Raw genomic sequence first — 21,434 nt, 5'->3', positions numbered from 1 at the left:
ATCTGAAGAACTGGAATTATAGGTTCGCAACCGGCGACCAGTTGACCGACAAGGGGGCACGTGAGCGAGCTGCGGTTGATGGCGGTGCACGCCCACCCCGACGACGAGTCCAGCAAGGGCGCGGCCACCCTCGCTCGTTACGCCGATGAGGGCCACCGGGTGCTGGTGGTGACGCTGACCGGCGGTGAGCGCGGCGACATTCTCAACCCGGCGATGGACCTGCCCGAGGTGCACGGCCACATCGCCGAGATCCGCCGCGACGAGATGGCGAAGGCCGCCGAGATCCTCGGTGTCGAGCACACCTGGCTCGGCTTCGTCGACTCCGGCTTGCCGCAGGGGGACCCGCCGCCCCCGCTGCCGGAAGGATGCTTCGCGCTGGTGCCGCTGGAGGAGTCGGTCGAGGCGTTGGTCCGCGTGGTCCGCGAGTTCCGCCCGCACGTGATGACGACCTACGACGAGAACGGCGGCTACCCGCACCCCGATCACATTCGCTGCCACCAGGTTTCGGTCGGCGCCTTCGAGGCGGCCGGCGATTTTCGGCGTTTTCCGGACGCGGGCGAGCCGTGGACGGTGTCCAAGCTCTACTACGTCCACGGGTTCCTGCGGGCCCGGATGCAGTTGCTGCACGATGAGGCCGTCAAACGCGGTCAGGAACCCCCGTTCAAGAAGTGGCTCGAGCATTGGGACGCCGCGCACGACCCCTTCGAGTCCAGGGTGACGACGCGCGTCGAATGCTCGGCGTATTTCAGCCAGCGCGACGACGCGCTGCGGGCGCACACCACCCAGATCGATCCGGAGCACGACTTCTTCGCCGCGCCCATCGAGTGGCAGCAGCGGCTGTGGCCGACCGAGGAATTCGAGCTGGCGCGCTCGCGGGTCCCCGTCCGGCTACCCGAGGACGACCTGTTCGCCGGAATCGAGGGTGACGGGTGAACCACCTCTTCGCGAGGGCCAGCGCGTTGGCGGACGGCGCGCCGCAACACACCGGTCCCGACTTCGGCAAGGCCAGCCCGATCGGCCTGCTGATCGTCGTGCTGCTGCTTATCGCCACGCTGTTGCTGCTTCGGTCGATGAACCGGCAGCTCAAGAAGGTGCCCGAGTCGTTCGACCCCAAGCATCCCGAGCCCGATCAGGCCGCCGACGAGGGCACCGACGCGGTCGATGACGGGCACATCCCGGGCCAACCGAAGCCTCCGGAGCGGCCCCCGGGACCCGGCGATGAGTCCGGCTGACGCCGCCTCGACGAACACCCTCGGGCTGGCCACCAGCCCGTACCTTCGGCAGCACGCCGACAACCCGGTGCACTGGCAGCAGTGGACCCCGCAGGCCCTGGCGGCCGCGGCCGAGCGCGACGTGCCGATCCTGCTTTCCATCGGCTACGCGGCCTGCCACTGGTGTCACGTCATGGCCCACGAATCGTTCGAGGACGACGAGGTGGCCGCCGCCATGAACGCCGGATTCGTCTGCATCAAGGTGGACCGGGAGGAGCGCCCGGATCTCGACGCCGTCTACATGAACGCCACCGTCGCGCTGACCGGGCACGGCGGTTGGCCGATGACGTGTTTCTTGACGCCGGACGGAAGGCCCTTCTTCTGCGGCACCTATTATCCGAAAGATGGCTTCCTGCAACTCCTTTCGGCGGTATCCGCCACCTGGCGCCAGCGCCGTGGCGAGGTGGAGGAGGCGTCCGACGCGATCGCCGGCGAGTTGCGTGCGATGGCGGCCGGCCTGCCCTCCGGCGGCCCGGACGTCGCGCCGGCGTTGTGCGACCACGCGGTGGCCGCGGTCCTCGACGACCAGGACACCGCGCGCGGCGGCTTCGGCGGCGCACCCAAATTCCCGCCGTCGGCGATTCTCGAGGCGCTGCTGCGCCATTACGAGCGCACCGGGTTCCAGGCTGCGCTGGACGCGGTCGTGCGCACCGGCAACGCGATGGCCCGCGGCGGCATCTACGACCAGCTCGCCGGCGGTTTTGCCCGGTACAGCGTCGACGACGCCTGGGTGGTGCCACATTTCGAGAAGATGCTGTACGACAACGCGTTGCTGCTGCGCGCCTACGCGCACTGGGCCCGGCGCACCGGGGACCCATTGGCGCGCCGGGTCGCGGCCCAGACCGCGCGCTTTCTGCTCGACGATCTGGCCGACGGCGCCGTGTTCACCTCGTCGCTGGACGCCGACGCCGACGGTCGCGAGGGCTCGACTTATGTCTGGACGCCCGAGCAGCTCGCCGAAGCGCTTGGTCCCAACGACGGGCCTTGGGCCGCAACCGTTTTCGCGGTCACCGCGGACGGCACCTTCGAGCACGGAGCGTCGGTGCTGCAATTGCCCGCCGATCCCGACGACCCGCAACGGCTGGAGCGGGTCCGGGCCGCCCTGCTGGCCGCCCGCCTGACCCGGCCCCAGCCCGGACGCGACGACAAGGTCGTCACGTCCTGGAACGGCCTGGCGATCACCGCACTGGCGGAGGCCAGCGTCGCGTTGGGCGACCCCGAACTCGCCCGGGCCGCGCGGGACTGCGCGACCACGCTGCTGGGCTCGCACCTCGTCGACGGGCGGCTGCGGCGGGCCAGCCTGGGCGGGGTGGTCGGCGACAGCGCCGCCATCCTCGAGGACCACGCGATGCTGGCCACCGGACTGCTCGCGCTCTACCAGCTGGACGCCGACGCCGCCTGGCTGACGGTCGCGACCGAGTTGCTCGACACCGCGCTGCGGCACTTCGCCGACCCGCAGCAACCGGGTCGCTGGTTCGACACCGCCGACGACGCCGAGCGGCTGATGATGCGGCCCGCCGACCCGCTGGACGGCGCGACCCCGTCCGGGGCGTCCTCGATCGCCGAGGCGCTGCTGACCGCGGCGCATCTGGTCGACGGGGAGCGCGCGGAGCGGTACCTGCGGGCGGCGGCCGAGGCGCTCGGAGCGCATTCGCTGCTGCTGGAACGCGCGCCGCGTTCGGCGGGACACTGGCTGGCCGTGGCGGAAGCGGCGGTTCGGGGGCCGCTGCAGATCGCGGTCGCCTGCGATCCGTCGCGGTCGCCGCTGCTGGCGGAGGCGCGACGGCTGGCGCCCGGCGGGGCGATTGTCGTGGGCGGTGAAAAGGACTCGTCGGCACTGCTGGCGGGCCGCGACCGGGTGGGCGGCGCCGACGCAGCCTACGTGTGCCGCGGCCGGGTGTGCGACTTGCCGGTGGCCACCGCCGAAGACCTCGCGAGGGCGCTGGCGGCGCCACGGTAGCGTGACGTTTCATGCCGAGCGCCGAACACATCACCGACACGGTCAACCGCTACATCGAACTGGTCGCCAAGGGCGGCGCCGACGAGCTGGTCGAGCTCTATGCCGATGACGCCACGGTCGAGGATCCCGTCGGCGGCGAGGTGCACATCGGCCGCCAGGCGATCCACGGCTTCTACTCCGCGGTCAATGACGTGCAGCGCGAGTGCGAGCTGGTGACGCTGCGGGTCGCCGGCAACGAGGCGGCCTTCCACTTCCGCCTGACGATCGTCGCGGGGGAGCACCGCATGGTCATCGAGCCGATCGACGTGATGGCGTTCGACGCGGACGGCAAGGTCGCCCACATGAAGGCCTACTGGTCAGCGGCCGACGTCAGCCACTCCTAGCCCGCTCAGTGCAGCCACGCCTGGTTGCCGACATAGAACACCGCGAACCACATGGCGATGTAGTGCAGGATCGCCGCGACGGCGGTGAAGGCGTGGAAGAACTCGTGGTAGCCGAACGTGCTGGGCCACGGGTCGGGCCAGCGCAGCGCGTAGAAGATGCCGCCGACGCTGTAGAACACGCCGCCGACGGCCAGCAGCACCATCGCGGCCACTCCCGCCTTGTGCAGGATGGTCGGGCAGAACCACACGGCCACCCAGCCCAGCACGATGTACAGCGGCACGCCCAGCCAGCGCGGCGCCGACGGCCAGCACACCTTGAGCAGGATGCCTGCCGCCGCACCGCCCCACACGATCCACAGCACCTCCACCCCGGTCTGCTGCGGCATGGCCAGCCGCGCGAACGGCGTGTAGCTGCCGGCGATGAACACGAAGATCATCGAATGGTCGAGCCGCTTCATCACGTTGCGGGCCGCGTCGGATTTCCACTGCACCCGGTGATAGGTGGCGCTCACGGCGAACATCGCCACCGTGGCCGCCGCGTAGACCAGCGTCGAATGCCCGGCGCGCGGCGAGGACGCGGCCCAGGACACCGAGACCAGGGTCGCGCCGGTGATGAACGCCAGCCACGCCGAGTAGAAGTGGATCCAGCCGCGCATGCGGGGCTTGGTCAACACGCTGGCCGCGCTTTCGACAAGCTGTTCGACCGTGTTGCCGGGCGTGATGGCCTCTGCTCCGCGCTCTGGGCTGGCGGGTGTGCTCGTCTGGCTGCTCATATCTCCTGGGGCCTTGTCGTGCAGGTCGGGAAACTGCCAGTGGGCTGCTTACCCGCCACAGTAGTCGGCAACCACCGGCCCGTGGTGTCCGCACGCGGTGAGATCGCCGGATTGGCTGGGGGGAATTTGGTGTAGGTCACAGTAGGCTGGGTCTCCGTGGAAATCATCCCGCCGCGTCTCAAAGAGCCGCTGTATCGCGTCTACGAGCTGCGGTTGCGGCAGGGTCTGGCGTCGTCCAAATCCCACCTACCCCGCCACATCGCGGTCCTGTGCGACGGCAACCGGCGGTGGGCGCGCGACGCCGGCTACGCCGACGTCAGTTACGGCTACCGCATGGGCGCCGCGAAGATCGCCGAGATGCTGCGCTGGTGCCAGGAGGCCGGCATCGAGATGACCACGGTCTACCTGCTGTCCACGGAGAACCTGCAGCGCGATCCCGAAGAGCTGGCCGGGCTCATCGAAATCATCACCGATGTCGTCGAGGAGATTTGCGCGCCGGCTAACCGCTGGAGCGTGCGCACCGTCGGCGATCTGGAGTTGCTCGGCGAGGAGCCGGCCCGGCGGCTGCGTGGCGCGGTGGAGTCGACGCCCGTCGTGGCGCCGTTCCACGTCAACGTCGCGGTCGGTTATGGCGGCCGTCGCGAGATCGTCGACGCGGTGCGGGCGCTGCTGAGCAAGGAGCTCGCCAACGGTGCGTCCGCCGAGGAGCTCATCGACGCGGTCACCGTCGACGGCATCTCCGAAAACCTTTACACCTCCGGGCAACCCGATCCCGACCTGGTCATCCGCACGTCGGGGGAGCAACGCCTGTCCGGGTTCCTGTTGTGGCAGAGCGCGTATTCGGAGATGTGGTTCACGGAGGCGCACTGGCCCGCGTTCCGCCGGGTCGATTTTCTGCGTGCGCTGCGTGACTACAGTCAGCGGCACCGCAGGTACGGCAAGTAGCCTGTGCCGCAGTGACGATCGCAAGCGCGGCGCAGCCGGGCGCGGCGGGTCGGCACGAATCGGAAAGGTGACGATCGCAAGCGCGGCGGAGCCGGGCGCGGCGGGTCGGCACGAATCGGAAAGGTGACGATCGCAAGCGCGGCGGAGCCGGGCGCGGCGGGTCGGCACGAATCGGAAAGGTGACGATCGCAAGCGCGGCGGAGCCGGGCGCGGCGGGTCGGCACGAATCGGAAAAGTGACAAACTAGGTTCATGGCTGCGCTGTCGGCGGTGGTGTTCACGCTGAGCGGCTGGCTGGGGTTGTACCTGCTGGCTCGCGATCCACGTAAGCCGGTCCTGGTGCTGGCGGCGATCGGGCTGTGCGGGTTCGCGTTCGTGGTGGGGCTGGACGCCGTGCGGACCGTCAGCCCGGAGTACGCGCACCTGCTGAGCCGCGTCGAGATCTACCTGGTGGCCGTCCCCGGCGTGGCATGGTTCGCCGTGCTCGTGGAGCTGTCCCGGCCCAGCGACGGCTCGAGGGCGCGCACCCGAGAGGTGCTGCTGGTTGCCGGGGTGGCGGCGCTGACCCTGTTCGGGGCGATGCTGGCCGGCGGCGTCGAGGGGCCGCTGCGCTCGGGCCACTGGGTGATGTTCGCGGCGATCTCGGTGTCCACCTTCGGCGCGATGGCCTTCGCGTTGCGGCAGCCTCGCCGGCCGCGGTCGGCCATTGGGCTCGCCGTCGTCGCGACCCTGTTCTTCGCGCTGGGCAACGCCATCCTGATCATTCCGCTGGGTCTGGTGCCCAGCTGGGTGGCGCTCGCGTCGACGAGTATCGACGTCCTCTCCCTGGGGGTCGCCGTCGCCCTGTGGGACGCGTTCGACGAGGGCCAGGCGTTGCGCGCCGACATGCTTCGCTCGTTCGCCGGATCGGTGGCGGTGGCGGTGTTGTTCGGCGCCCAGGCGCTGATCGGCCTCGCGCTGACCCGTGACGACCGGGCCGCGCAGATCGCGCTCACCGTGCTGTTGTTCACCAGCCTGGGCGTCGCGATCGCCGTGCAGGTGCTCGCCGACCCGCTGGCCGGGATTCTCGACCGGCTGGCGTTCTCCAGATCGCCTGCACTACGCGAGGATCGGGCGGCGCTGCGCAACACCGGGGCGGCGCTGCCGTTGCGGTCGGTGCATCCGCTCGACCACGTCGACGACGCCACATTCGCCAGGCTCACCCGCCGGGCCCTGACGCACTACGCCGACCTGAGCAAGCTGGTCGCCAGCCCGTTGACCGCGCTGCCCGTGATCGACGAGCGGCTCGCCGCCCGGGGGGCGCCCGACCATCCGCTGGAGCGGGCCAACGAGCTCAAGGCGGTTCTCGCCGAGGCGATCGGGCGGCTCAAACCGCGCGACGGCGGCGATTTCGGGACCACCGACCAATGGCGCCACTACAACTCGCTGTACTTCCCCTACGTCGTCGGGGTGCGCGCGTACGCGCAGAACGCCACCGCCGCGGGATTGGATCCGATCGCCCGGCAGGCCTGGCAGTGGCTGGTGACCGAGGTGCCGCAGCGTTCGCTGCACAACTGGCAGAACGCCGCCGCCCGGCTGATCGCCGCGGACCTTCGGGCCCGCGTTCCGGTGACCAGCGACTAGCTCGACCCCGGCGCCGCGTCTATCACTTCCGTCGCTCAGAGGCGGGCACATCGTCGTGCGCCAAGAACGCTGTGACGGCTGGGGCTGTTGAACACCAGGCTGGCGTCTGTCGAATAACAGTCGTGATTCGGAGCCGCAAACGGGAATAGCCGGGCGAACGCACTGGTCTGTGTATTCGTGGCAGTAGTTGGCAGTGCCACGAGTCGATATGGCAGTGGGCCGGCGGCACGCTGATGTTCGACCCCAATCGCCATCGCGAGGAGTAATCACATGATGTATGCATCTGGCGCATCCGGTCTGGCGACCCGACCCCTGTACGACGCGACCGACTCGCTGCTGCGTTTCGCCATGCGCGCCGACGCCACTCTGACGGGAATATTCGGTTTGGCCATCGCCTTTCTCGCCGACCCACTTTCATCGCTGACGGGCCTGACGTCGTTGCAGGAGTACAGCCTCGGCGCCCTCTTCGTGTTCAGCGGCTTGGCGGTGTTCCTCGTTGCGGCGGCGCCGAACCTGCGCCGCGTCGGCATCGGCGTCATCGTGGCCAACATCTTGTTCACGCTGGCAGCCATCGTGGCCGCGGGCGCGCTGCCGCTGTCCGCGACCGGGATCGCCGCAACGCTGGCCGTCGGCGTGTACACCGCGGCTTTCGCCTGGCTGCAGTACCTGGGGGTGCGCCGTCTCGTAACGGCGTGACCTTCAGAGCTTGCGCAGCCGGAGCCGGTTGATGGAGTGGTCGGCATCCTTGCGCAGCACCAGGGTGGCTCGCGGCCGCGTGGGCAGGATGTTCTCGACCAGGTTCGGCCGGTTGATGGACCGCCAGATCTCGCGCGCCGCGGCCACCGCCTTGGTGTCGTTGAGGGCGGCGTAGTGGTGGAAGTGCGATTCCGGGTCGGCGAAGGCCGTGCTGCGCATGGCCAGGAATCGCGATACGTACCACTGCTCGATATCCTCGATCCGGGCGTCCACGTACAGCGAGAAGTCGAACAGGTCCGACACCATCAGCGTCGGCCCGGTCTGCAGCACGTTGAGGCCCTCCAGGATCAAGATGTCGGGGTGGCGGACGACGTGCTTGGCCCCGGGAATGACGTCGTATTTCAGGTGCGAGTAGACCGGCGCGCACGCGTAGTCGGAGCCGGACTTGACCGACGTCACGAACCGCATCAGCGCCCTGCGGTTGTAGCTTTCCGGAAAGCCCTTGCGGTGCATCAGGTTTCGCCGGTCGAGTTCGGCGTTCGGGTACAGGAAGCCGTCGGTGGTCACCAGGTCGACCCTCGGGTGGTGATCCCAGCGGGCCAGCAGGGCCTGCAGCACGCGGGCGGTGGTGGATTTCCCCACCGCGACGCTGCCGGCCACGCCGATCACGAACGGCACCGGCCGGTCCGGATTCTGCTGCGGTTCGCCGAGGAACTCCGCGGTGGCGGCGAACAACCGCTGCCGGGCGGCGACCTGCAGGTGGATGAGCCGGGCCAGCGGCAGGTAGACCTCTTCCACTTCGAGGAGGTCAAGCTGCTCGCCGAGGCCGCGCAGGCCGATCAATTCCTCTTCGGTGAGGGCCAGTGGCGTCGACATGCGAAGCGCGCGCCATTGCTTTCGGTCGAACTCCACGTAGGGGCTCGGCTCGCTAAGCCGCGGCATGGTGCAAGTGTTGCAGGGTCGGACGCGCGCCCGACGGCTGGGCTGGCTAAACCGTCGCTGGATAGACTGGCGCCGTGACTGCTGCACCCGACGCCCGGCCCGCTCGCTCCGGCACAGCCTCCCTCATGTCCTCCCCGCTCGCCGAGGTCGACCCCGACATCGCCGAGCTGCTCGGCAAGGAGCTGGGCCGCCAGCGCGACACGCTGGAGATGATCGCCTCGGAGAACTTCGTGCCGCGCTCGGTGCTGCAGGCCCAGGGCAGCGTGCTGACGAACAAATACGCCGAGGGTCTGCCCGGCCGGCGGTACTACGGCGGCTGCGAGTACGTCGACGTCGTGGAGAACATCGCCCGCGACCGGGCCAAGGCGCTCTTCGGCGCCGACTTCGCCAACGTGCAGCCACATTCGGGCGCGCAGGCCAACGCCGCCGTCCTGCACGCGCTGATGACGCCGGGGGACCGCCTGCTGGGCCTCGACCTGGCCAATGGCGGCCACCTGACGCACGGGATGAAGCTGAACTTCTCCGGCAAGCTTTACGAAACCGGTTTCTACGGCGTGGATCCCACGACGCACCTGGTCGACATGGACGCTGTGCGGGCCAAGGCCCTCGAGTTCCGCCCCAAGGTCATCATCGCCGGATGGTCGGCCTACCCGCGGATCCTGGACTTCGCGGCGTTCCGCTCGATCGCCGACGAGGTCGACGCCAAGCTGTGGGTCGACATGGCGCACTTCGCCGGCCTGGTCGCCGTCGGACTGCACCCGTCGCCGGTGCCGCACGCCGACGTGGTGTCCACGACGGTGCACAAGACGCTCGGCGGGCCGCGTTCCGGCCTGATCTTGGGCAAGCAGGAGTTCGCCAAGTCCATCAACTCCGCGGTGTTCCCCGGTCAGCAGGGTGGGCCGCTGATGCACGTCATCGCGGGAAAGGCCGTCGCGCTCAAGATCGCCGGCACCCCCGAGTTCGCCGACCGCCAGCAGCGCACGCTGTCCGGCGCGCGCATCGTCGCCGACCGGCTAACCGCGCCCGACGTCACCAAGGCCGGCGTGTCGGTGGTCAGCGGCGGTACCGACGTCCACCTGGTGCTGGTCGACCTGCGCGACTCCCCGCTCGATGGCAAGGCCGCCGAGGACCTGCTGCACGAGATCGGCATCACGGTCAACCGCAACGCGGTCCCCAACGACCCGCGGCCGCCGATGGTGACGTCGGGCCTGCGGGTGGGGACGCCGGCGCTGGCGACCCGCGGCTTCGGGGATGCGGAGTTCACCGAGGTCGCCGACGTCATCGCCACCGCGCTGGCCGCGGGTACCGCGGCCGACCTGTCCGCCTTGCGGCAGCGGGTGACCCGGCTCGCCCGTGAGTTTCCGCTGTACGACGGCCTGGAGGAGTGGACGCTGGTCGACCGCTGAGCGCGGCTGAAGGACCAAAGTCACCATTTGTCACGACACGGGCCGGGCGATTTCACGAACCTGTGTACGCGAGTTACAGTAACCGCATGGCACAGAAACCTGTAGCTAACGCGCTGACTCTGGAACTCGAACCGGTGTGCGAGGCCAACATGGACCGCCATCTCAACACCGAGGAACTTTGGTTCGCCCACGACTACGTACCGTTCGACCGGGGCGAGAACTTCGCCTTCCTCGGTGGACGCGACTGGGAGCCGTCCGACGCGACGCTGCCGCGCGAGTACACGGACGCGTGCGAGATCCTGCTGCTGCTCAAGGACAACCTGGCCGGGCACCACCGCGAGCTCGTCGAGCACTTCATCCTCGAAGACTGGTGGGGTCGCTGGCTGGGCCGGTGGACCGCAGAGGAGCACCTGCACGCCATCGCGCTGCGCGAATACCTGGTGGTCACCCGCGAGGTCGACCCGACCGCCAACGAGGAGGCCCGGGTCCAGTACGTCATGAAGGGCTACCGCGCGGACACCTACACGCAGGTGGAAACCCTGGTGTACATGGCGCTCTCCGAGCGCACCTACGCCGTCTTCTGCGAGAACCTGGCCGCGAAGCTCGAAGAGCCCATCCTGGCCGGGCTGATCGACCGCATCGCGCGTGACGAGCGGAGGCACGAACTGTTCTTCTCCAACCTCGTCGAGCACTGCCTGCAATACACCCGCGACGAGACGATCGCCGCCATCGCGGCCCGCGCCGCCGACCTGCAGGTGCCCGGCGCGGACATCGACGCCTACCAGGACAAGCTGCGCAACGTCGCCGAGGCGGGCATCTTCGACCAGCAGCAGCTGCGGCAGGCGATCTCGGACCGCATCACCGCATGGGGTGTGGCCGACGAGCCCGCCCTCAAGCAGTTCGTCATCGGCTAGCCGATTCTCGCGCCTGACCGCCTAGACGTCGGCGCGCCTGCGCTGCTGCAAAGCGGCGACGAGAGTAGCGTCGTTCTCGATGGTCAGCGTCATGCTCAGCTGCCAGGGCGGCACCTCCCGTGATCGCATCGGAAGGACCGGCCCCGGTCCTGGTGTCGCAGTTCCCGCCGACATGCCTGCGCGGGTCCGCGCGGGCTTATCCCGCTCGAGGAGCGCTACGTGACCGAAATCCGGACCTACGTGATCGACACCTCCGTGCTGCTGTCCGACCCCTGGGCCTGTAGCCGGTTCGCCGAGCACGAGGTGGTGGTCCCGCTGGTGGTGATCAGCGAACTGGAGGCCAAACGGCATCACCACGAGCTGGGGTGGTTCGCCCGCCAGGCGTTGCGGCTGTTCGACGATCTCCGGCTCGTGCACGGACGTCTCGATCAGCCCATTCCCGTTGGGGCACAAGGCGGTACACTTCACGTTGAGCTCAACCACACAGATCCAGCGGTACTGCCCGCCGGTTTCCGCAGCGACAACAACGACTGCCGGATCTTGAGTTGCGCCGCCAACCTCGCCGCCGAGGGCAAACGAGTCACGTTGGTGAGCAAGGACATTCCGCTTCGCGTGAAGGCCGCAGCGGTCGGCCTGGCCGCCGACGAGTATCACGCGCAGGACGTGGTGGCCTCCGGCTGGTCGGGGATGCGCGAGATCGAGACCGCCGCCGAGGACATCGACGGGCTGTTCGCCGAGGGCGAGATAGACCTGGCTGAAGCCCGGGACCTGCCCTGCCACACCGGCATTCGGCTGCTCGGCGGAAGCTCGCACGCGCTGGGCCGGGTCAACGCGGACAAGCGTGTCCAGCTGGTACGCGGCGACCGCGAGGCGTTCGGCCTACGCGGCCGGTCCGCCGAGCAGCGCGTGGCGCTCGATCTGCTGCTCGACGAGTCGGTGGGCATCGTGTCGCTGGGCGGCAAGGCGGGCACCGGCAAGTCGGCGCTGGCGCTGTGCGCCGGTCTGGAAGCGGTGCTAGAACGGCGGACCCAGCGCAAGGTGGTGGTCTTCCGCCCGCTCTACGCCGTCGGTGGCCAAGAGCTGGGCTACCTGCCCGGCAGCGAGAGCGAAAAGATGGGGCCCTGGGCGCAGGCCGTCTTCGACACGCTCGAAGGGCTGGCCAGCCCCGCCGTGCTCGAGGAAGTGCTCTCCCGGGGCATGCTCGAGGTGCTGCCGCTGACCCACATCCGGGGCCGGTCACTGCACGACTCGTTCGTGATCGTCGACGAGGCCCAGTCCTTGGAGCGCAACGTCCTGCTGACGGTCCTGTCCAGGCTGGGGGCCGGGTCGCGGGTGGTGCTGACGCACGACATCGCCCAGCGCGACAACCTGCGGGTCGGCCGGCATGACGGGGTCGCCGCGGTGATCGAGAAGCTCAAGGGGCACCCGCTGTTCGCCCACATCACGCTGCTGCGCAGCGAGCGGTCGCCGATCGCCGCGCTGGTCACCGAGATGCTCGAGGAGATCGCCGGCCCGCAGTGACGGCGCATTTCGGCTGGCCACGCGTTCGATAAACTTCGACGGTGCCGAAACGACCCGACAACCAGGCCTGGCGCTACGGGCGCATGGTGGTCGGTGTCGTCGCGGCCGTCGCGGTGCTGGTCATCGGCGGGCTGACCGGCCATGTGACCCGCGCCGACAACCTGAGTTGCTCGGTGGTCAAGTGCGTCGCGCTGACGTTCGACGACGGGCCCGGGCCGTTCGACGAGCGACTGCTGCAAGTTTTGAAGGACAACGACGCGAAGGCGACCTTCTTCCTGATCGGCAACAAGGTCGCGGCCAACCCCGCGGGCGCCAAGCGGATCGCCGATGCGGGGATGGAGATCGGCAGTCACACGTGGGAGCACCCCAACATGGCGACCATCCCGCCGGACGACATCGCCCCGCAATTCGCCAAGGCCAACGACGCGATCACCGCCGCGACGGGGCGAACGCCGACGTTGTACCGCCCCGCGGGCGGGCTGTCCACCGACGCCGTCCGGCAGACCGCGGCGAAGTTCGGCCTCGCCGAAATCCTGTGGGACGTTATCCCATTCGATTGGGCCAATGATTCGAACACGGCGGCGACGCGCTACATGCTGATGACGTACATCAAGCCGGGTTCGGTGGTGTTGTTCCACAACACCTACTCGAGCACAGTCGATTTGGTCTACCAGTTCCTTCCGGTGCTCAAGGCCAACGGCTACCGGATGGTGACGGTCAGCGAGCTGCTCGGCCCGCGGGCGCCCGGTAGCAGCTACGGCAGCCGCGATAACGGGCCACCCGTCAACCAGCTGCACGACATCCCGGCGAGCGACATTCCCACCCTGCCGAACACGCCGTCGCCCAAGCCGATGCCCAACTTCCCGATCACCGATATCCCGGGCCAGAACTCGGGCGGGCCGAACAACGGTGCCTAGGCCAGGCTCGGGGGCGCGCGCGGCCACCTGGCTCCGGAATAGTCGGCGTCCCCGAGCGGTGGGGCAGCGAAAGTCCTTCCGCCGGTTGGCGATTGAATACGGAGCATACCTCGCGCTGTCCTACGTCCTGGCCGTCGGCGAGGCGGCCGCCATCCTGATCCCGCTGCGGGGCCACGTGTCCGTCGGCGCCGCCTCCGACTTCGCGCAAACCAACACGGCGGCGGTCGTGGTGCTCGTCCTGTTGGGCACCATCGGCATCGCGGTGGCCGGGATGCTGAGCGCGGCCCCGACGCTGCGCTGGTATGTCGCCGGCGTCGAGCCCGACCAGGCGCAGCGGGAAGCCGCGATGAAGCTGCCGGGGCGGCAGTCGACGATCCTGTTCGGGGCCTGGGCGGTGAGCGGCGGCATCTTCATGTTGCTGAACCTGGGTGGCGGCGCGCAGCTGCTGTTGCCCATCGCGCTGGGCGTCCTGCTGGGCGGGCCGGCCGCCGCCGGCACGGCGATGCTGCTGGCGCAGCGTGTCCTGCGGCCGATCATGCGCGCCGCCACGCTGGGCTGCGAGCCGCGGATGGCCGTGCCGGGCGTGTACGCCCGGCTGGTCCTGCTGTGGTTTCTGTGCAGCGCGTTTCCCATCGGGGTGATCGCGACGCTGGTCGTCCTGCGCTCGTACGGCTGGCTGATCGAGAAGTCCACGTCGCTGGACGTGGTGGTCCTGATGGTGTCGCTGGCGGCGCTGGTGCTCGGGTTCCCGATTATGATCTTGACCTCGCGCTCCATCTCCGATCCGCTCGGCGAGGTCGTCGACGCGATGGCGGAGGTCGAGCACGGCCACATGGAAACCTATGTCGGGGTCTACGAACGCTCCCAGATCGGGCGGCTGCAAACGGGTTTCAATCGCATGGTGGCCGGGTTGGCCGAGCGCGACCGGCTGCGCGACCTGTTCGGGCGCCACGTCGGGGCGGACGTGGCCCAGCGCGCCATCAACGAGGGCGCTTCGCTGTCGGGAGACGTGGTCGAGGCGGCGGTTCTCTACATCGACCTGGTGGGCTCGACGCAGCTGACGGAAAGCCTTCCGCCACAAGAAGTCGCCGAAGTGCTCAACGATTTCTTCCGCATCGTCGTCGACGCCGTCGACGAACACAACGGGCTGATCAACAAATTCGCGGGGGATGCCGCGCTGGCCGTGTTCGGAGTGCCGTTGTCCATCAGCGAGCCGGCGTCGGCCGCGCTCGCGACCGCCCGCGCCCTCGGCACCCAATTGCGCCGTCTGCCGGTGGATTTCGGCATCGGCGTCTCGGCGGGCCGTGTCTTCGCCGGCAACATCGGCGCCGAGAACCGGTACGAGTACACGGTGATCGGCGATGCGGTCAACGAGGCCGCGCGATTGGCCGACCTCGCCAAGACCGCCGACCGTCGGATCCTGTGCGCGGCGGGGGCAATCGAGCGGGCCGGGGAAGCCGAGCAGACGCATTGGGCCGAGTGTTATTCCACCGTCCTGCGGGGACGCTCCGAAGCCACCCAGGTCTCGGCGCCCGCGTCGACCTAGGGCCCGGAAGGCGCGTCAGGACTTGTTGACCTTGAGCGCGGCGATGATCTTGCCCATGATGGCCGCCGACGCGGCGTCACCGATCGGGGTGCTGCCGATGAAGGCGGTGACCGGTTTGGTGTCGACGGTGATCACGGTGACGGAGTCGCCCTTGACGTTGCGGCTGGTGTCGGCGATCGTGATGTCGGCGTCGACGCGGGCGGCCTTGGTTCCGTCGACGGTGATCGACGAGGACTTCGCCGGGCCGAGTGTGGGCTGTGCGTTCGCGTAGCCGGGCCCGTTGGCGACGCACTGCAACAACTTCGACGCCTGCGCGCTGACGTCCATGCTGCTGACGAAGTTGGTGACGCCGACCTCGGCCGTCATCATCCACTGGCTGGCCCCGGGCACTTCCTGGGCGACACCGACGGCGCCGATCAGGTTTGGGTTCTGGTCGTCGGAGAACACCGTCCAATTGGGCGGCACCGAGCTGGCCGGGAACGACAGCTTGCCGGCGGCGATCGAGTCGGTCCGCGGAATCTCACCACCGGACACGTTCGGGGTGCAATCGGTGGCGGTCTGCTGGCCCCTCGGTTGGCTGCTGGTGCTGGTGGACGTCGACGGCGCAGCGGTGGTGGGGGATGTGCCGTGGCTGCCGCCCCGCATCACGATCAAGGTCGCCACCAGCGCGATGACGGCAAGGATCACGAGCCCACCGATGATCAGCCAGGGCAGCTTCGAGCCGGGTCCACTCGGTGGCGGTCCCGGCGGATACGGGCCGGGCGGGAATGGCTGTCCCGGTTGCGGATACGCCTGAGGCGGGTACTGGTAGGGGCCGGTCGGCGGGTACGGTTGCGGGCCGCCTTGCGGCGGGCCGCCCCAATAGGGTTGCTGCCCATAGGGATTTCCGTAGGGCCCCTGACCGTAGGGGCCGCCGGGGGGAGCCGTCATCGATGCACCTACTTCGCCGGCTTGACCTTGGCCATCGCCAAGACATCGAGGCGGCGGTCCAGTTCTTCTTCCGAGAGCTTGTCCCCGATCAGGCCGCGGTCGATCACGGTCTGGCGGATCGTCTTGCGCTCCTTTAGGGCCTGCTTGGCCACCGCGGCGGCCTCCTCGTAGCCGATCGCCGAGTTCAACGGCGTCACGATGGACGGCGACGACTCGGCCAGCTCCCGCAGGTGGTCGACGTTGGCCTTCAGGCCGACGATGCAGCGCTCCGCGAACAGCCTCGACACATTGGTCAGCAGCTTGAACGACTCCAAGATGTTGCGGGCCATCATCGGGATGTAGACGTTGAGCTCGAAGGCGCCCGACAAGCCGCCGACGGCGACCGCGGCGTCGTTGCCGATCACCTGCGCGGCCACCTGCGTAACTGCTTCGGGCAGAACGGGGTTCACCTTGCCCGGCATGATCGAGCTACCTGGCTGCAGGTCGGGCAGCTGGATCTCGGCCAGACCGGTCAGCGGGCCCGAGCCCATCCAGCGGATGTCGTTGGCGATCTTGGTCAAGGACACCGCGATGGTTCGCAGCGCGCCGGACGCCTCGACCAGGCCGTCGCGCGCCGCCTGGGCCTCGAACGAGTTGGTGGCCGTGCGCAATTCGTTCAGGCCGGTGGACGCGATCAACGTCTCGACCACCTTGGCGCCGAAGCCGTCGGGGGCGTTGAGGCCGGTGCCCACCGCGGTGCCGCCGATCGCCAGTTCGCCCAGGCGCGGCAGCGTGGCGCGCACCCGCTCGATGCCCGCCTCGATCTGGCGGGCGTAGCCGCTGAACTCCTGACCGAGGGTCACCGGGACGGCATCCATCAGGTGCGTGCGGCCCGACTTGACGACCGTCTGCCACTCGCGCGCCTTGCTCTGCAGGGCTTCGTGCAGCACCTCGAGCGCCGGGATCAGGTGGCGCACCGCGGCCTCGGTCGCCGCGATGTGGGTGGCGGTCGGGAAGGTGTCGTTGGACGACTGCGACATGTTCACGTCGTCGTTGGGGTGCACCTTGACACCGTTTTTAGCCGCGATGCTCGCGATCACCTCGTTGGTGTTCATGTTGGAGCTGGTGCCCGAACCGGTCTGGAAGACGTCGATGGGGAACTGGTCGTCGTGCTGGCCGTCGGCGATCTCGGCCGCCGCCGCGATGATCGCGTCCGCCTTCTCCGGTGCCAGCAGCCCGAGATCTTTGTTGACCTGCGCGCAGGCGCCCTTCAGCAGGCCCAGCGCGCGGATCTGGGCGCGCTCGAGGCCACGGCCCGAAATGGGGAAGTTCTCCACCGCGCGCTGGGTTTGCGCGCGCCACAACGCTTTTGCGGGCACCCGGACCTCGCCCATGGTGTCGTGTTCGATGCGGTATTCGGTGTCGTTGGCGCTATCGGCCATATAGCAGTCCTCGCTGGTTTTCGGTCAGGGCAGGGGATAGGCGGCAGTGCTGTCGCCGGTGAAGTCGATGGCGGAGTACTCGTTGAGCTTCGAGAGCCGGTGGTAGGCCTCGATCATGCGCACGGTGCCCGACTTCGACCGCATCACGATCGACTGCGTGGTGCAGCCGCCCGGGTAGTACTGCACGCCCTTGAGCAGGTCGCCGTTGGTGACCCCGGTGGCGCAGAAGAAGACGTTCTCGCCGGAGACCAGGTCCTCGGTGGTCAGTATCTGGTCCAGGTCGTAGCCGGCGTCCAGCGCCTTGCGGCGCTCGGCGTCGTCAATGGGCGCCAGTTGCGCCTGGATGGCGCCGCCCATGCAGCGGATCGCTGCGGCGGCGATGATGCCCTCCGGCGTGCCGCCGATGCCGGCCAGCATGTCGGTGCCCGAGTTCGGACGGCAGGCGGAGATCGCGCCCGCGACATCGCCGTCTGTGATCAGCCGGATGCGGGCGCCGGTCAGCCTGACGTCTTCGATCAGCTGCGCGTGCCGCGGCCGGTCCAGGATGCAGACCGTCATGTCGCGCACCGACAGGGCTTTGACCTTGGCGACGGCCTTGATGTTCTCGGCGATCGGGGCGGTGATGTCCAGCACGTTGGCGGCCTCGGGACCGACGGCGATCTTGTTCATGTAGAACACCGCCGACGGGTCGAACATCGCGCCGCGGTCGGCCACGGCGAGCACGGAGATGGCGTTGGGCATGCCCTTGCTCATCAGGGTGGTGCCGTCCACCGGGTCGACGGCGAAGTCGCAGTCGGGCCCGTCGCCGTTGCCGACCTCCTCGCCGTTGTAGAGCATCGGCGCGTGGTCCTTCTCGCCCTCGCCGATCACCACCACGCCGCGCATCGACACGGTGTTGACCAGCTCGCGGATGGCGTCGACGGCCGCGCCGTCGCCGCCCTCTTTGTCGCCGCGGCCCACCCAGCGGCCGGCGGCCATGGCCCCGGCCTCGGTCACGCGCACCAGTTCCAATGCCAGGTTGCGGTCCGGGGCTTCACCACGTGGCCGCCCGGCGGGGCGGTCGCCCTCAACTGTCATGGTTGGTGATTGTCCCAGAAGCGGATCGGTCTGCCGGAACTGGGATACTCGGGGGATGACCGAAGAGCCGCCGCTGAATGCCGAGGTAGCCGGCGAGCCGGCCCCGGCGGCCCGACCCGCTGCCAGGCCGGCCAAACCGCGGTTGCTGCAGGACGGCCGCGACATGTTGTGGTCGCTGATGCCGTTGGTGCTCGGCTGCATCTTGTTGGCCGGCCTGGTGGGCATGTGCTCGTTCCAGCCCGGCAGCCACCAGGGCGCGGTGCCGTCCTACGACGCGTCGGGGGCGCTGCGGGCGGACGCCGCGACCCTGGGCTTCTCGATCCGGCTGCCCAAGCTGCCGGGGGGCTGGCAGGCAAACTCGGGCGGCCGGGGCGGGATCCAAGGCGGCCGCGCCGACCCCTCGACCGGTCAGCGGGTCAACGCGGCCACCTCGATCGTCGGCTACATCAGCCCCACCGGGATGTATCTGAGCCTGACCCAGAGCAACGCCGACGAGGACAAACTGGTGGGCTCGATTCACCCATCGGCCTATCCCGCCGGGACGGTCGACGTCGCCGGCACCACCTGGGTCGTCTACAACGGCGGCGGCCAGAGCGGGGCGGACGCCGAGCCGGTGTGGACCACCCGGCTCGCCGGACCGTCCGGGGCCACCCAAATTGCGATAACCGGTGCCGGTGACACCGATCAATTCCGTACGCTGGCTTCGGCGACGCAATCGCAACCGCCGTTACCGGCACGCTGAAGAAAGGCCGAGCGTGACTGCACCCCAAGCGGATCTGTCCGGATGGTCGGTGGCGCCGTTCACCGGTGGCGGCTACACCCATGACGTCTACCGCAAGGGCACCGGCCCCGGCGTGGTCTTGATTCCCGAGATCCCCGGCATCCATCTTGAGGTCCTGGGTCTGGGTAATCATCTGGTGGACAACGGGTTCACCGTCGTCATCCCGTCTCTGTTCGGCGTGCCAGGCAGGGCCAAGACGACCGGTTCCATCGTGACAAGCCTCGCACGGGCCTGTGTGGCAAAGGAATTCGCCGCGTTTGCGACCAACAAGCAGCGGCCGGTGTCGCTGTTCCTGCGCGCGCTGGCTCGTGATCTCAACGCGTCGACTCCGGGCAAGGGCGTCGGCGTCATCGGCCAGTGCTTCACCGGCGGCTTCGCGTTGGCCGCCGCGGTCGACGACAGCGTCCTGGCTCCGGTGCTTTCCCAGCCGTCGGTGCCGCTGCCGCTGGGCCGCGCGCGGCGGCGCGATCCCGGCCTGAGCGAATCCGAACTGGCCACCGTCGCAGGTCGCGCCGCCAACGAGGGCTTGTGCGCCTTGGGTTTACGGTTCAGCGAGGACTCGGTGGTGCCCGCTGAACGGTTCGCGGTGCTCAAGGAGCGACTGGGCGACGCTTTCGAGGTGATAGAGATCGACTCGAGCCAGGGCAATGAATACGGATTCGGGAAGTCAGCTCACTCGGTGCTGACCACCGAGGTTCGTGAGGTCGACGGCCAGCCGGCATACGAGGCCCGCAAGCGGGTGGTCGAGTTCCTGACCCAGCGCCTTGGTTAGGAAAGCCCACACGATGACGACTACGACCAGTGACCGGGTGGTGGAAACCACCTTCGGCCCCGTCCGCGGCGCCGATGACGGCCGCGTGAGCTCGTGGAAGGGCATCCGGTACGCCGCCCCGCCCGTCGGCGCCCTGCGCTTCCGGGCGCCGCAACCCCCCGAGCGGTGGACCGAGGTCGCCGACGCCACCCGCTACGGGCCGGCCTGCCCGCAGCCGGTCTTCCCCAACATGCCGCTCGACCTGGGCGCGCCGCAGGGCGAAGACTGCCTGCGGCTGAACGTCTGGGCGTCGTCCGGCACGCAGCCGGGTGACGGAAAGCCGGTGATGGTGTGGCTACACGGGGGCGCCTACGTCCTGGGATCGGGCAGCCAGGCGCTCTACGACGGCCGACGGCTGGCCGGCGACGGCGAGGTCATCGTGGTCACTCTCAACTACCGGGTGGGAGCCCTCGGGTTCATGGACCTGTCGTCGTTTAGCTCGTCGCGGCGGCGGTTCGACTCCAACGTCGGGCTGCGCGACGTACTGGCGGCACTGAGTTGGGTGCGCGACAACATCGCGGCTTTCGGCGGCGATCCCCGCAACGTGACGCTGTTCGGCGAATCCGCGGGCGCGGGGATCGTGACGACCCTGCTCGCCAGCCCGTCCGCCGAGGGACTGTTCGCCCGTGCGATCGCCCAGAGCTCACCGGCCACATCGGTATACGACCGGCGCAGGGCTGAACGCGTGGCCGAAACGGTCCTCGACAGGCTTGACGTCGACGCGAACCGGTTGCCCGACGTGCCCACCGCCGTGCTGCTTGCCGCGTCCCAAGAGGTCTTCGACGAAGTGCCCGTGCGTAATCCCGGCCTCCTCGCGTTCGTTCCGATCATCGACGGCGACTTGCTGGACGACTACCCGGTCAAGCGCGTGCAAGAGGGCCGCTCGCTTCCGGTCCCGTTGGTCATCGGGACCAACAAGCACGAGGCGGCGCTCTTCCGGCTGATGCGTTCGCGGCTGATGCCGATCACGCCCCGCGCGATCACGTCGATGTTCGACCAGATCGCGGCCGAACAACCGGACCTGCAATTGCCGACCGACGAGCAGATTGGATCGGCCTATTCGCGGTTGCGGCGCAGGGCAAGGAGTTTGAGCATCGCCACCGACGTCGGGTTCCGGATGCCGTCGGTCTGGCTGGCCGAGGGCCACGCCCACGTGGCACCGGTGTACCTGTACCGGTTCGATTATGCGACCCCGCTGCTGAAGCTGCTGTTGGTCAACGCGGCCCACGCCACCGAATTGCCTTACGTCTGGGGCAATCTCGGGGCGCCGAAGGATCCGACGCTGAAACTGGGCGGCAGCAGGACTGCAAAGGCGGTTTCCAAGCGAATGCGAGCCCGGTGGATCAACTTCGCGGCGCGGTCGACGCCGGCGGGCCCGGCCGGCGAGCCGGAGTGGAGGCCCTACCGGGAGGACGACCGGGCTTGCCTCATCATCGACGGGAGCGACACCGTCGCGCAGGACGTCGACGGGAAGATCCGCGCCGCGTGGGGCAGCCAGATGGTGGGTTTCCGGTAGGT

20 protein-coding genes are annotated in these 21,434 nt (G+C 68.9%); 15 read left to right on the top strand and 5 right to left on the bottom strand.

Annotation, left to right across the window (positions count from 1 at the left end):
* Positions 1 to 60: 60 nt before the first annotated feature.
* The 4 genes from mca to BRW65_RS16410 are packed head-to-tail and all read left to right on the top strand — an operon-like array spanning position 61 to position 3,614.
* The gene (mca, locus tag BRW65_RS16425) at positions 61 to 933 is read left to right on the top strand and encodes a mycothiol conjugate amidase Mca (RefSeq protein ID WP_073876341.1); all 873 of its coding nucleotides are present in this window, start codon (positions 61 to 63) and stop codon (positions 931 to 933) included.
* Positions 930 to 1,232: a hypothetical protein gene (locus tag BRW65_RS16420; RefSeq protein ID WP_073876339.1), complete on the top strand. Its 303-nt coding sequence runs from the start codon at positions 930 to 932 to the stop codon at positions 1,230 to 1,232. The genes mca and BRW65_RS16420 overlap by 4 nt, the downstream gene beginning before the upstream one ends.
* Positions 1,219 to 3,231, top strand: a complete 2,013-nt coding sequence (locus tag BRW65_RS16415) for a thioredoxin domain-containing protein (protein WP_073876337.1) — start codon at positions 1,219 to 1,221, stop codon at positions 3,229 to 3,231. Before BRW65_RS16420 ends, BRW65_RS16415 begins: the two co-directional genes overlap by 14 nt.
* 11 nt (positions 3,232 to 3,242) lie before the next feature.
* Complete coding sequence (locus tag BRW65_RS16410; RefSeq protein WP_073876335.1) at positions 3,243 to 3,614, top strand: nuclear transport factor 2 family protein; 372 nt, start codon at positions 3,243 to 3,245, stop codon at positions 3,612 to 3,614.
* 5 nt (positions 3,615 to 3,619) lie between these two features.
* On the opposite strand, the gene trhA is transcribed toward BRW65_RS16410, so the two are convergent.
* Complete coding sequence (gene trhA, locus BRW65_RS16405; RefSeq protein WP_073876333.1) at positions 3,620 to 4,387, bottom strand: PAQR family membrane homeostasis protein TrhA; 768 nt, start codon at positions 4,385 to 4,387, stop codon at positions 3,620 to 3,622.
* 156 nt (positions 4,388 to 4,543) lie between these two features.
* Between trhA and BRW65_RS16400 the strand changes: the two genes are divergently transcribed.
* The 3 genes from BRW65_RS16400 to BRW65_RS16385 all read left to right on the top strand — a co-directional run bounded on the left by BRW65_RS16400 (position 4,544) and on the right by BRW65_RS16385 (position 7,650).
* A complete protein-coding gene (locus BRW65_RS16400) occupies positions 4,544 to 5,332 on the top strand; it encodes a (2Z,6E)-farnesyl diphosphate synthase (protein WP_073876331.1) in 789 nt (262 codons plus the stop codon).
* A gap of 251 nt (positions 5,333 to 5,583) precedes the next feature.
* Positions 5,584 to 6,954 carry a hypothetical protein gene (locus BRW65_RS16390; protein WP_073876329.1) on the top strand — a complete coding sequence of 457 codons (1,371 nt, stop codon included), beginning with the start codon at positions 5,584 to 5,586 and terminating at the stop codon, positions 6,952 to 6,954.
* Positions 6,955 to 7,224: 270 nt separating this feature from the next.
* A complete protein-coding gene (locus BRW65_RS16385; RefSeq protein ID WP_073876327.1) occupies positions 7,225 to 7,650 on the top strand; it encodes a hypothetical protein in 426 nt (141 codons plus the stop codon).
* A 3-nt stretch (positions 7,651 to 7,653) separates the two neighbouring features.
* Here the strand turns inward: BRW65_RS16385 and coaA are convergent, their stop codons facing one another.
* Complete coding sequence (gene coaA / locus BRW65_RS16380; RefSeq protein WP_073876325.1) at positions 7,654 to 8,592, bottom strand: type I pantothenate kinase; 939 nt, start codon at positions 8,590 to 8,592, stop codon at positions 7,654 to 7,656.
* A 125-nt stretch (positions 8,593 to 8,717) separates the two neighbouring features.
* Between coaA and glyA the strand changes: the two genes are divergently transcribed.
* The 5 genes from glyA (at position 8,718) to BRW65_RS16355 (ending at position 14,896) form a co-directional block, all read left to right on the top strand.
* On the top strand, positions 8,718 to 9,998 hold the full coding sequence (glyA, locus tag BRW65_RS16375; protein WP_073876323.1) for a serine hydroxymethyltransferase: 1,281 nt from the start codon (positions 8,718 to 8,720) through the stop codon (positions 9,996 to 9,998).
* 86 nt (positions 9,999 to 10,084) lie between these two features.
* Positions 10,085 to 10,912: an acyl-ACP desaturase gene (locus BRW65_RS16370; RefSeq protein ID WP_073876527.1), complete on the top strand. Its 828-nt coding sequence runs from the start codon at positions 10,085 to 10,087 to the stop codon at positions 10,910 to 10,912.
* Between the two features lie 219 nt (positions 10,913 to 11,131).
* Positions 11,132 to 12,433, top strand: a complete 1,302-nt coding sequence (locus tag BRW65_RS16365; protein WP_073876321.1) for a PhoH family protein — start codon at positions 11,132 to 11,134, stop codon at positions 12,431 to 12,433.
* Between the two features lie 41 nt (positions 12,434 to 12,474).
* Positions 12,475 to 13,350, top strand: a complete 876-nt coding sequence (locus BRW65_RS16360; RefSeq protein WP_073876319.1) for a polysaccharide deacetylase family protein — start codon at positions 12,475 to 12,477, stop codon at positions 13,348 to 13,350.
* Between the two features lie 85 nt (positions 13,351 to 13,435).
* Positions 13,436 to 14,896 carry an adenylate/guanylate cyclase domain-containing protein gene (locus tag BRW65_RS16355; RefSeq protein WP_084187851.1) on the top strand — a complete coding sequence of 487 codons (1,461 nt, stop codon included), beginning with the start codon at positions 13,436 to 13,438 and terminating at the stop codon, positions 14,894 to 14,896.
* A 15-nt stretch (positions 14,897 to 14,911) separates the two neighbouring features.
* On the opposite strand, the gene BRW65_RS16350 is transcribed toward BRW65_RS16355, so the two are convergent.
* From BRW65_RS16350 to glpX, 3 genes are read right to left on the bottom strand one after another with little or no spacing between them, the layout of a single operon-like run.
* Positions 14,912 to 15,826, bottom strand: coding sequence for a hypothetical protein (locus BRW65_RS16350; protein ID WP_073876315.1), 915 nt, complete (start codon positions 15,824 to 15,826; stop codon positions 14,912 to 14,914).
* A gap of 8 nt (positions 15,827 to 15,834) precedes the next feature.
* Positions 15,835 to 17,247, bottom strand: coding sequence for a class II fumarate hydratase (locus tag BRW65_RS16345; protein WP_073876313.1), 1,413 nt, complete (start codon positions 17,245 to 17,247; stop codon positions 15,835 to 15,837).
* A 24-nt stretch (positions 17,248 to 17,271) separates the two neighbouring features.
* Positions 17,272 to 18,324 carry a class II fructose-bisphosphatase gene (glpX, locus tag BRW65_RS16340; protein ID WP_208611827.1) on the bottom strand — a complete coding sequence of 351 codons (1,053 nt, stop codon included), beginning with the start codon at positions 18,322 to 18,324 and terminating at the stop codon, positions 17,272 to 17,274.
* Between the two features lie 55 nt (positions 18,325 to 18,379).
* On the opposite strand from glpX, the gene BRW65_RS16335 reads away from it, so the two are divergent.
* The 3 genes from BRW65_RS16335 to BRW65_RS16325 are packed head-to-tail and all read left to right on the top strand — an operon-like array spanning position 18,380 to position 21,432.
* Positions 18,380 to 19,066, top strand: coding sequence for a DUF4245 domain-containing protein (locus tag BRW65_RS16335; RefSeq protein ID WP_073876311.1), 687 nt, complete (start codon positions 18,380 to 18,382; stop codon positions 19,064 to 19,066).
* A 13-nt stretch (positions 19,067 to 19,079) separates the two neighbouring features.
* Positions 19,080 to 19,877, top strand: coding sequence for a dienelactone hydrolase family protein (locus BRW65_RS16330; protein WP_073876309.1), 798 nt, complete (start codon positions 19,080 to 19,082; stop codon positions 19,875 to 19,877).
* Between the two features lie 13 nt (positions 19,878 to 19,890).
* The gene (locus BRW65_RS16325) at positions 19,891 to 21,432 is read left to right on the top strand and encodes a carboxylesterase/lipase family protein (protein ID WP_073876307.1); all 1,542 of its coding nucleotides are present in this window, start codon (positions 19,891 to 19,893) and stop codon (positions 21,430 to 21,432) included.
* The last annotated feature ends 2 nt before the right edge of the window (positions 21,433 to 21,434 follow it).

It is taken from the genome of Mycobacterium paraffinicum (assembly GCF_001907675.1).
Taxonomy (GTDB): domain Bacteria; phylum Actinomycetota; class Actinomycetes; order Mycobacteriales; family Mycobacteriaceae; genus Mycobacterium; species Mycobacterium paraffinicum_A.
The sequence above is the reverse complement of the archived record's forward strand: the minus strand, read 5'-3'. Positions and strand labels throughout refer to the sequence as shown.

What these genes read in the sequence shown, in the direction of transcription:
- coaA (WP_073876325.1), bottom strand. Translation starts at nt 8,592, where the DNA reads ATGCCGCGGCTTAGCGAGCCGAGCCCCTACGTGGAGTTCGACCGAAAG.
- BRW65_RS16415 (WP_073876337.1), top strand. Translation starts at nt 1,219, where the DNA reads ATGAGTCCGGCTGACGCCGCCTCGACGAACACCCTCGGGCTGGCCACC.
- glpX (WP_208611827.1), bottom strand. Translation starts at nt 18,324, where the DNA reads ATGACAGTTGAGGGCGACCGCCCCGCCGGGCGGCCACGTGGTGAAGCC.
- BRW65_RS16390 (WP_073876329.1), top strand. Translation starts at nt 5,584, where the DNA reads ATGGCTGCGCTGTCGGCGGTGGTGTTCACGCTGAGCGGCTGGCTGGGG.
- trhA (WP_073876333.1), bottom strand. Translation starts at nt 4,387, where the DNA reads ATGAGCAGCCAGACGAGCACACCCGCCAGCCCAGAGCGCGGAGCAGAG.
- BRW65_RS16325 (WP_073876307.1), top strand. Translation starts at nt 19,891, where the DNA reads ATGACGACTACGACCAGTGACCGGGTGGTGGAAACCACCTTCGGCCCC.
- BRW65_RS16385 (WP_073876327.1), top strand. Translation starts at nt 7,225, where the DNA reads ATGATGTATGCATCTGGCGCATCCGGTCTGGCGACCCGACCCCTGTAC.
- BRW65_RS16335 (WP_073876311.1), top strand. Translation starts at nt 18,380, where the DNA reads ATGACCGAAGAGCCGCCGCTGAATGCCGAGGTAGCCGGCGAGCCGGCC.
- BRW65_RS16345 (WP_073876313.1), bottom strand. Translation starts at nt 17,247, where the DNA reads ATGGCCGATAGCGCCAACGACACCGAATACCGCATCGAACACGACACC.
- BRW65_RS16350 (WP_073876315.1), bottom strand. Translation starts at nt 15,826, where the DNA reads ATGACGGCTCCCCCCGGCGGCCCCTACGGTCAGGGGCCCTACGGAAAT.
- BRW65_RS16410 (WP_073876335.1), top strand. Translation starts at nt 3,243, where the DNA reads ATGCCGAGCGCCGAACACATCACCGACACGGTCAACCGCTACATCGAA.
- BRW65_RS16370 (WP_073876527.1), top strand. Translation starts at nt 10,085, where the DNA reads ATGGCACAGAAACCTGTAGCTAACGCGCTGACTCTGGAACTCGAACCG.
- glyA (WP_073876323.1), top strand. Translation starts at nt 8,718, where the DNA reads ATGTCCTCCCCGCTCGCCGAGGTCGACCCCGACATCGCCGAGCTGCTC.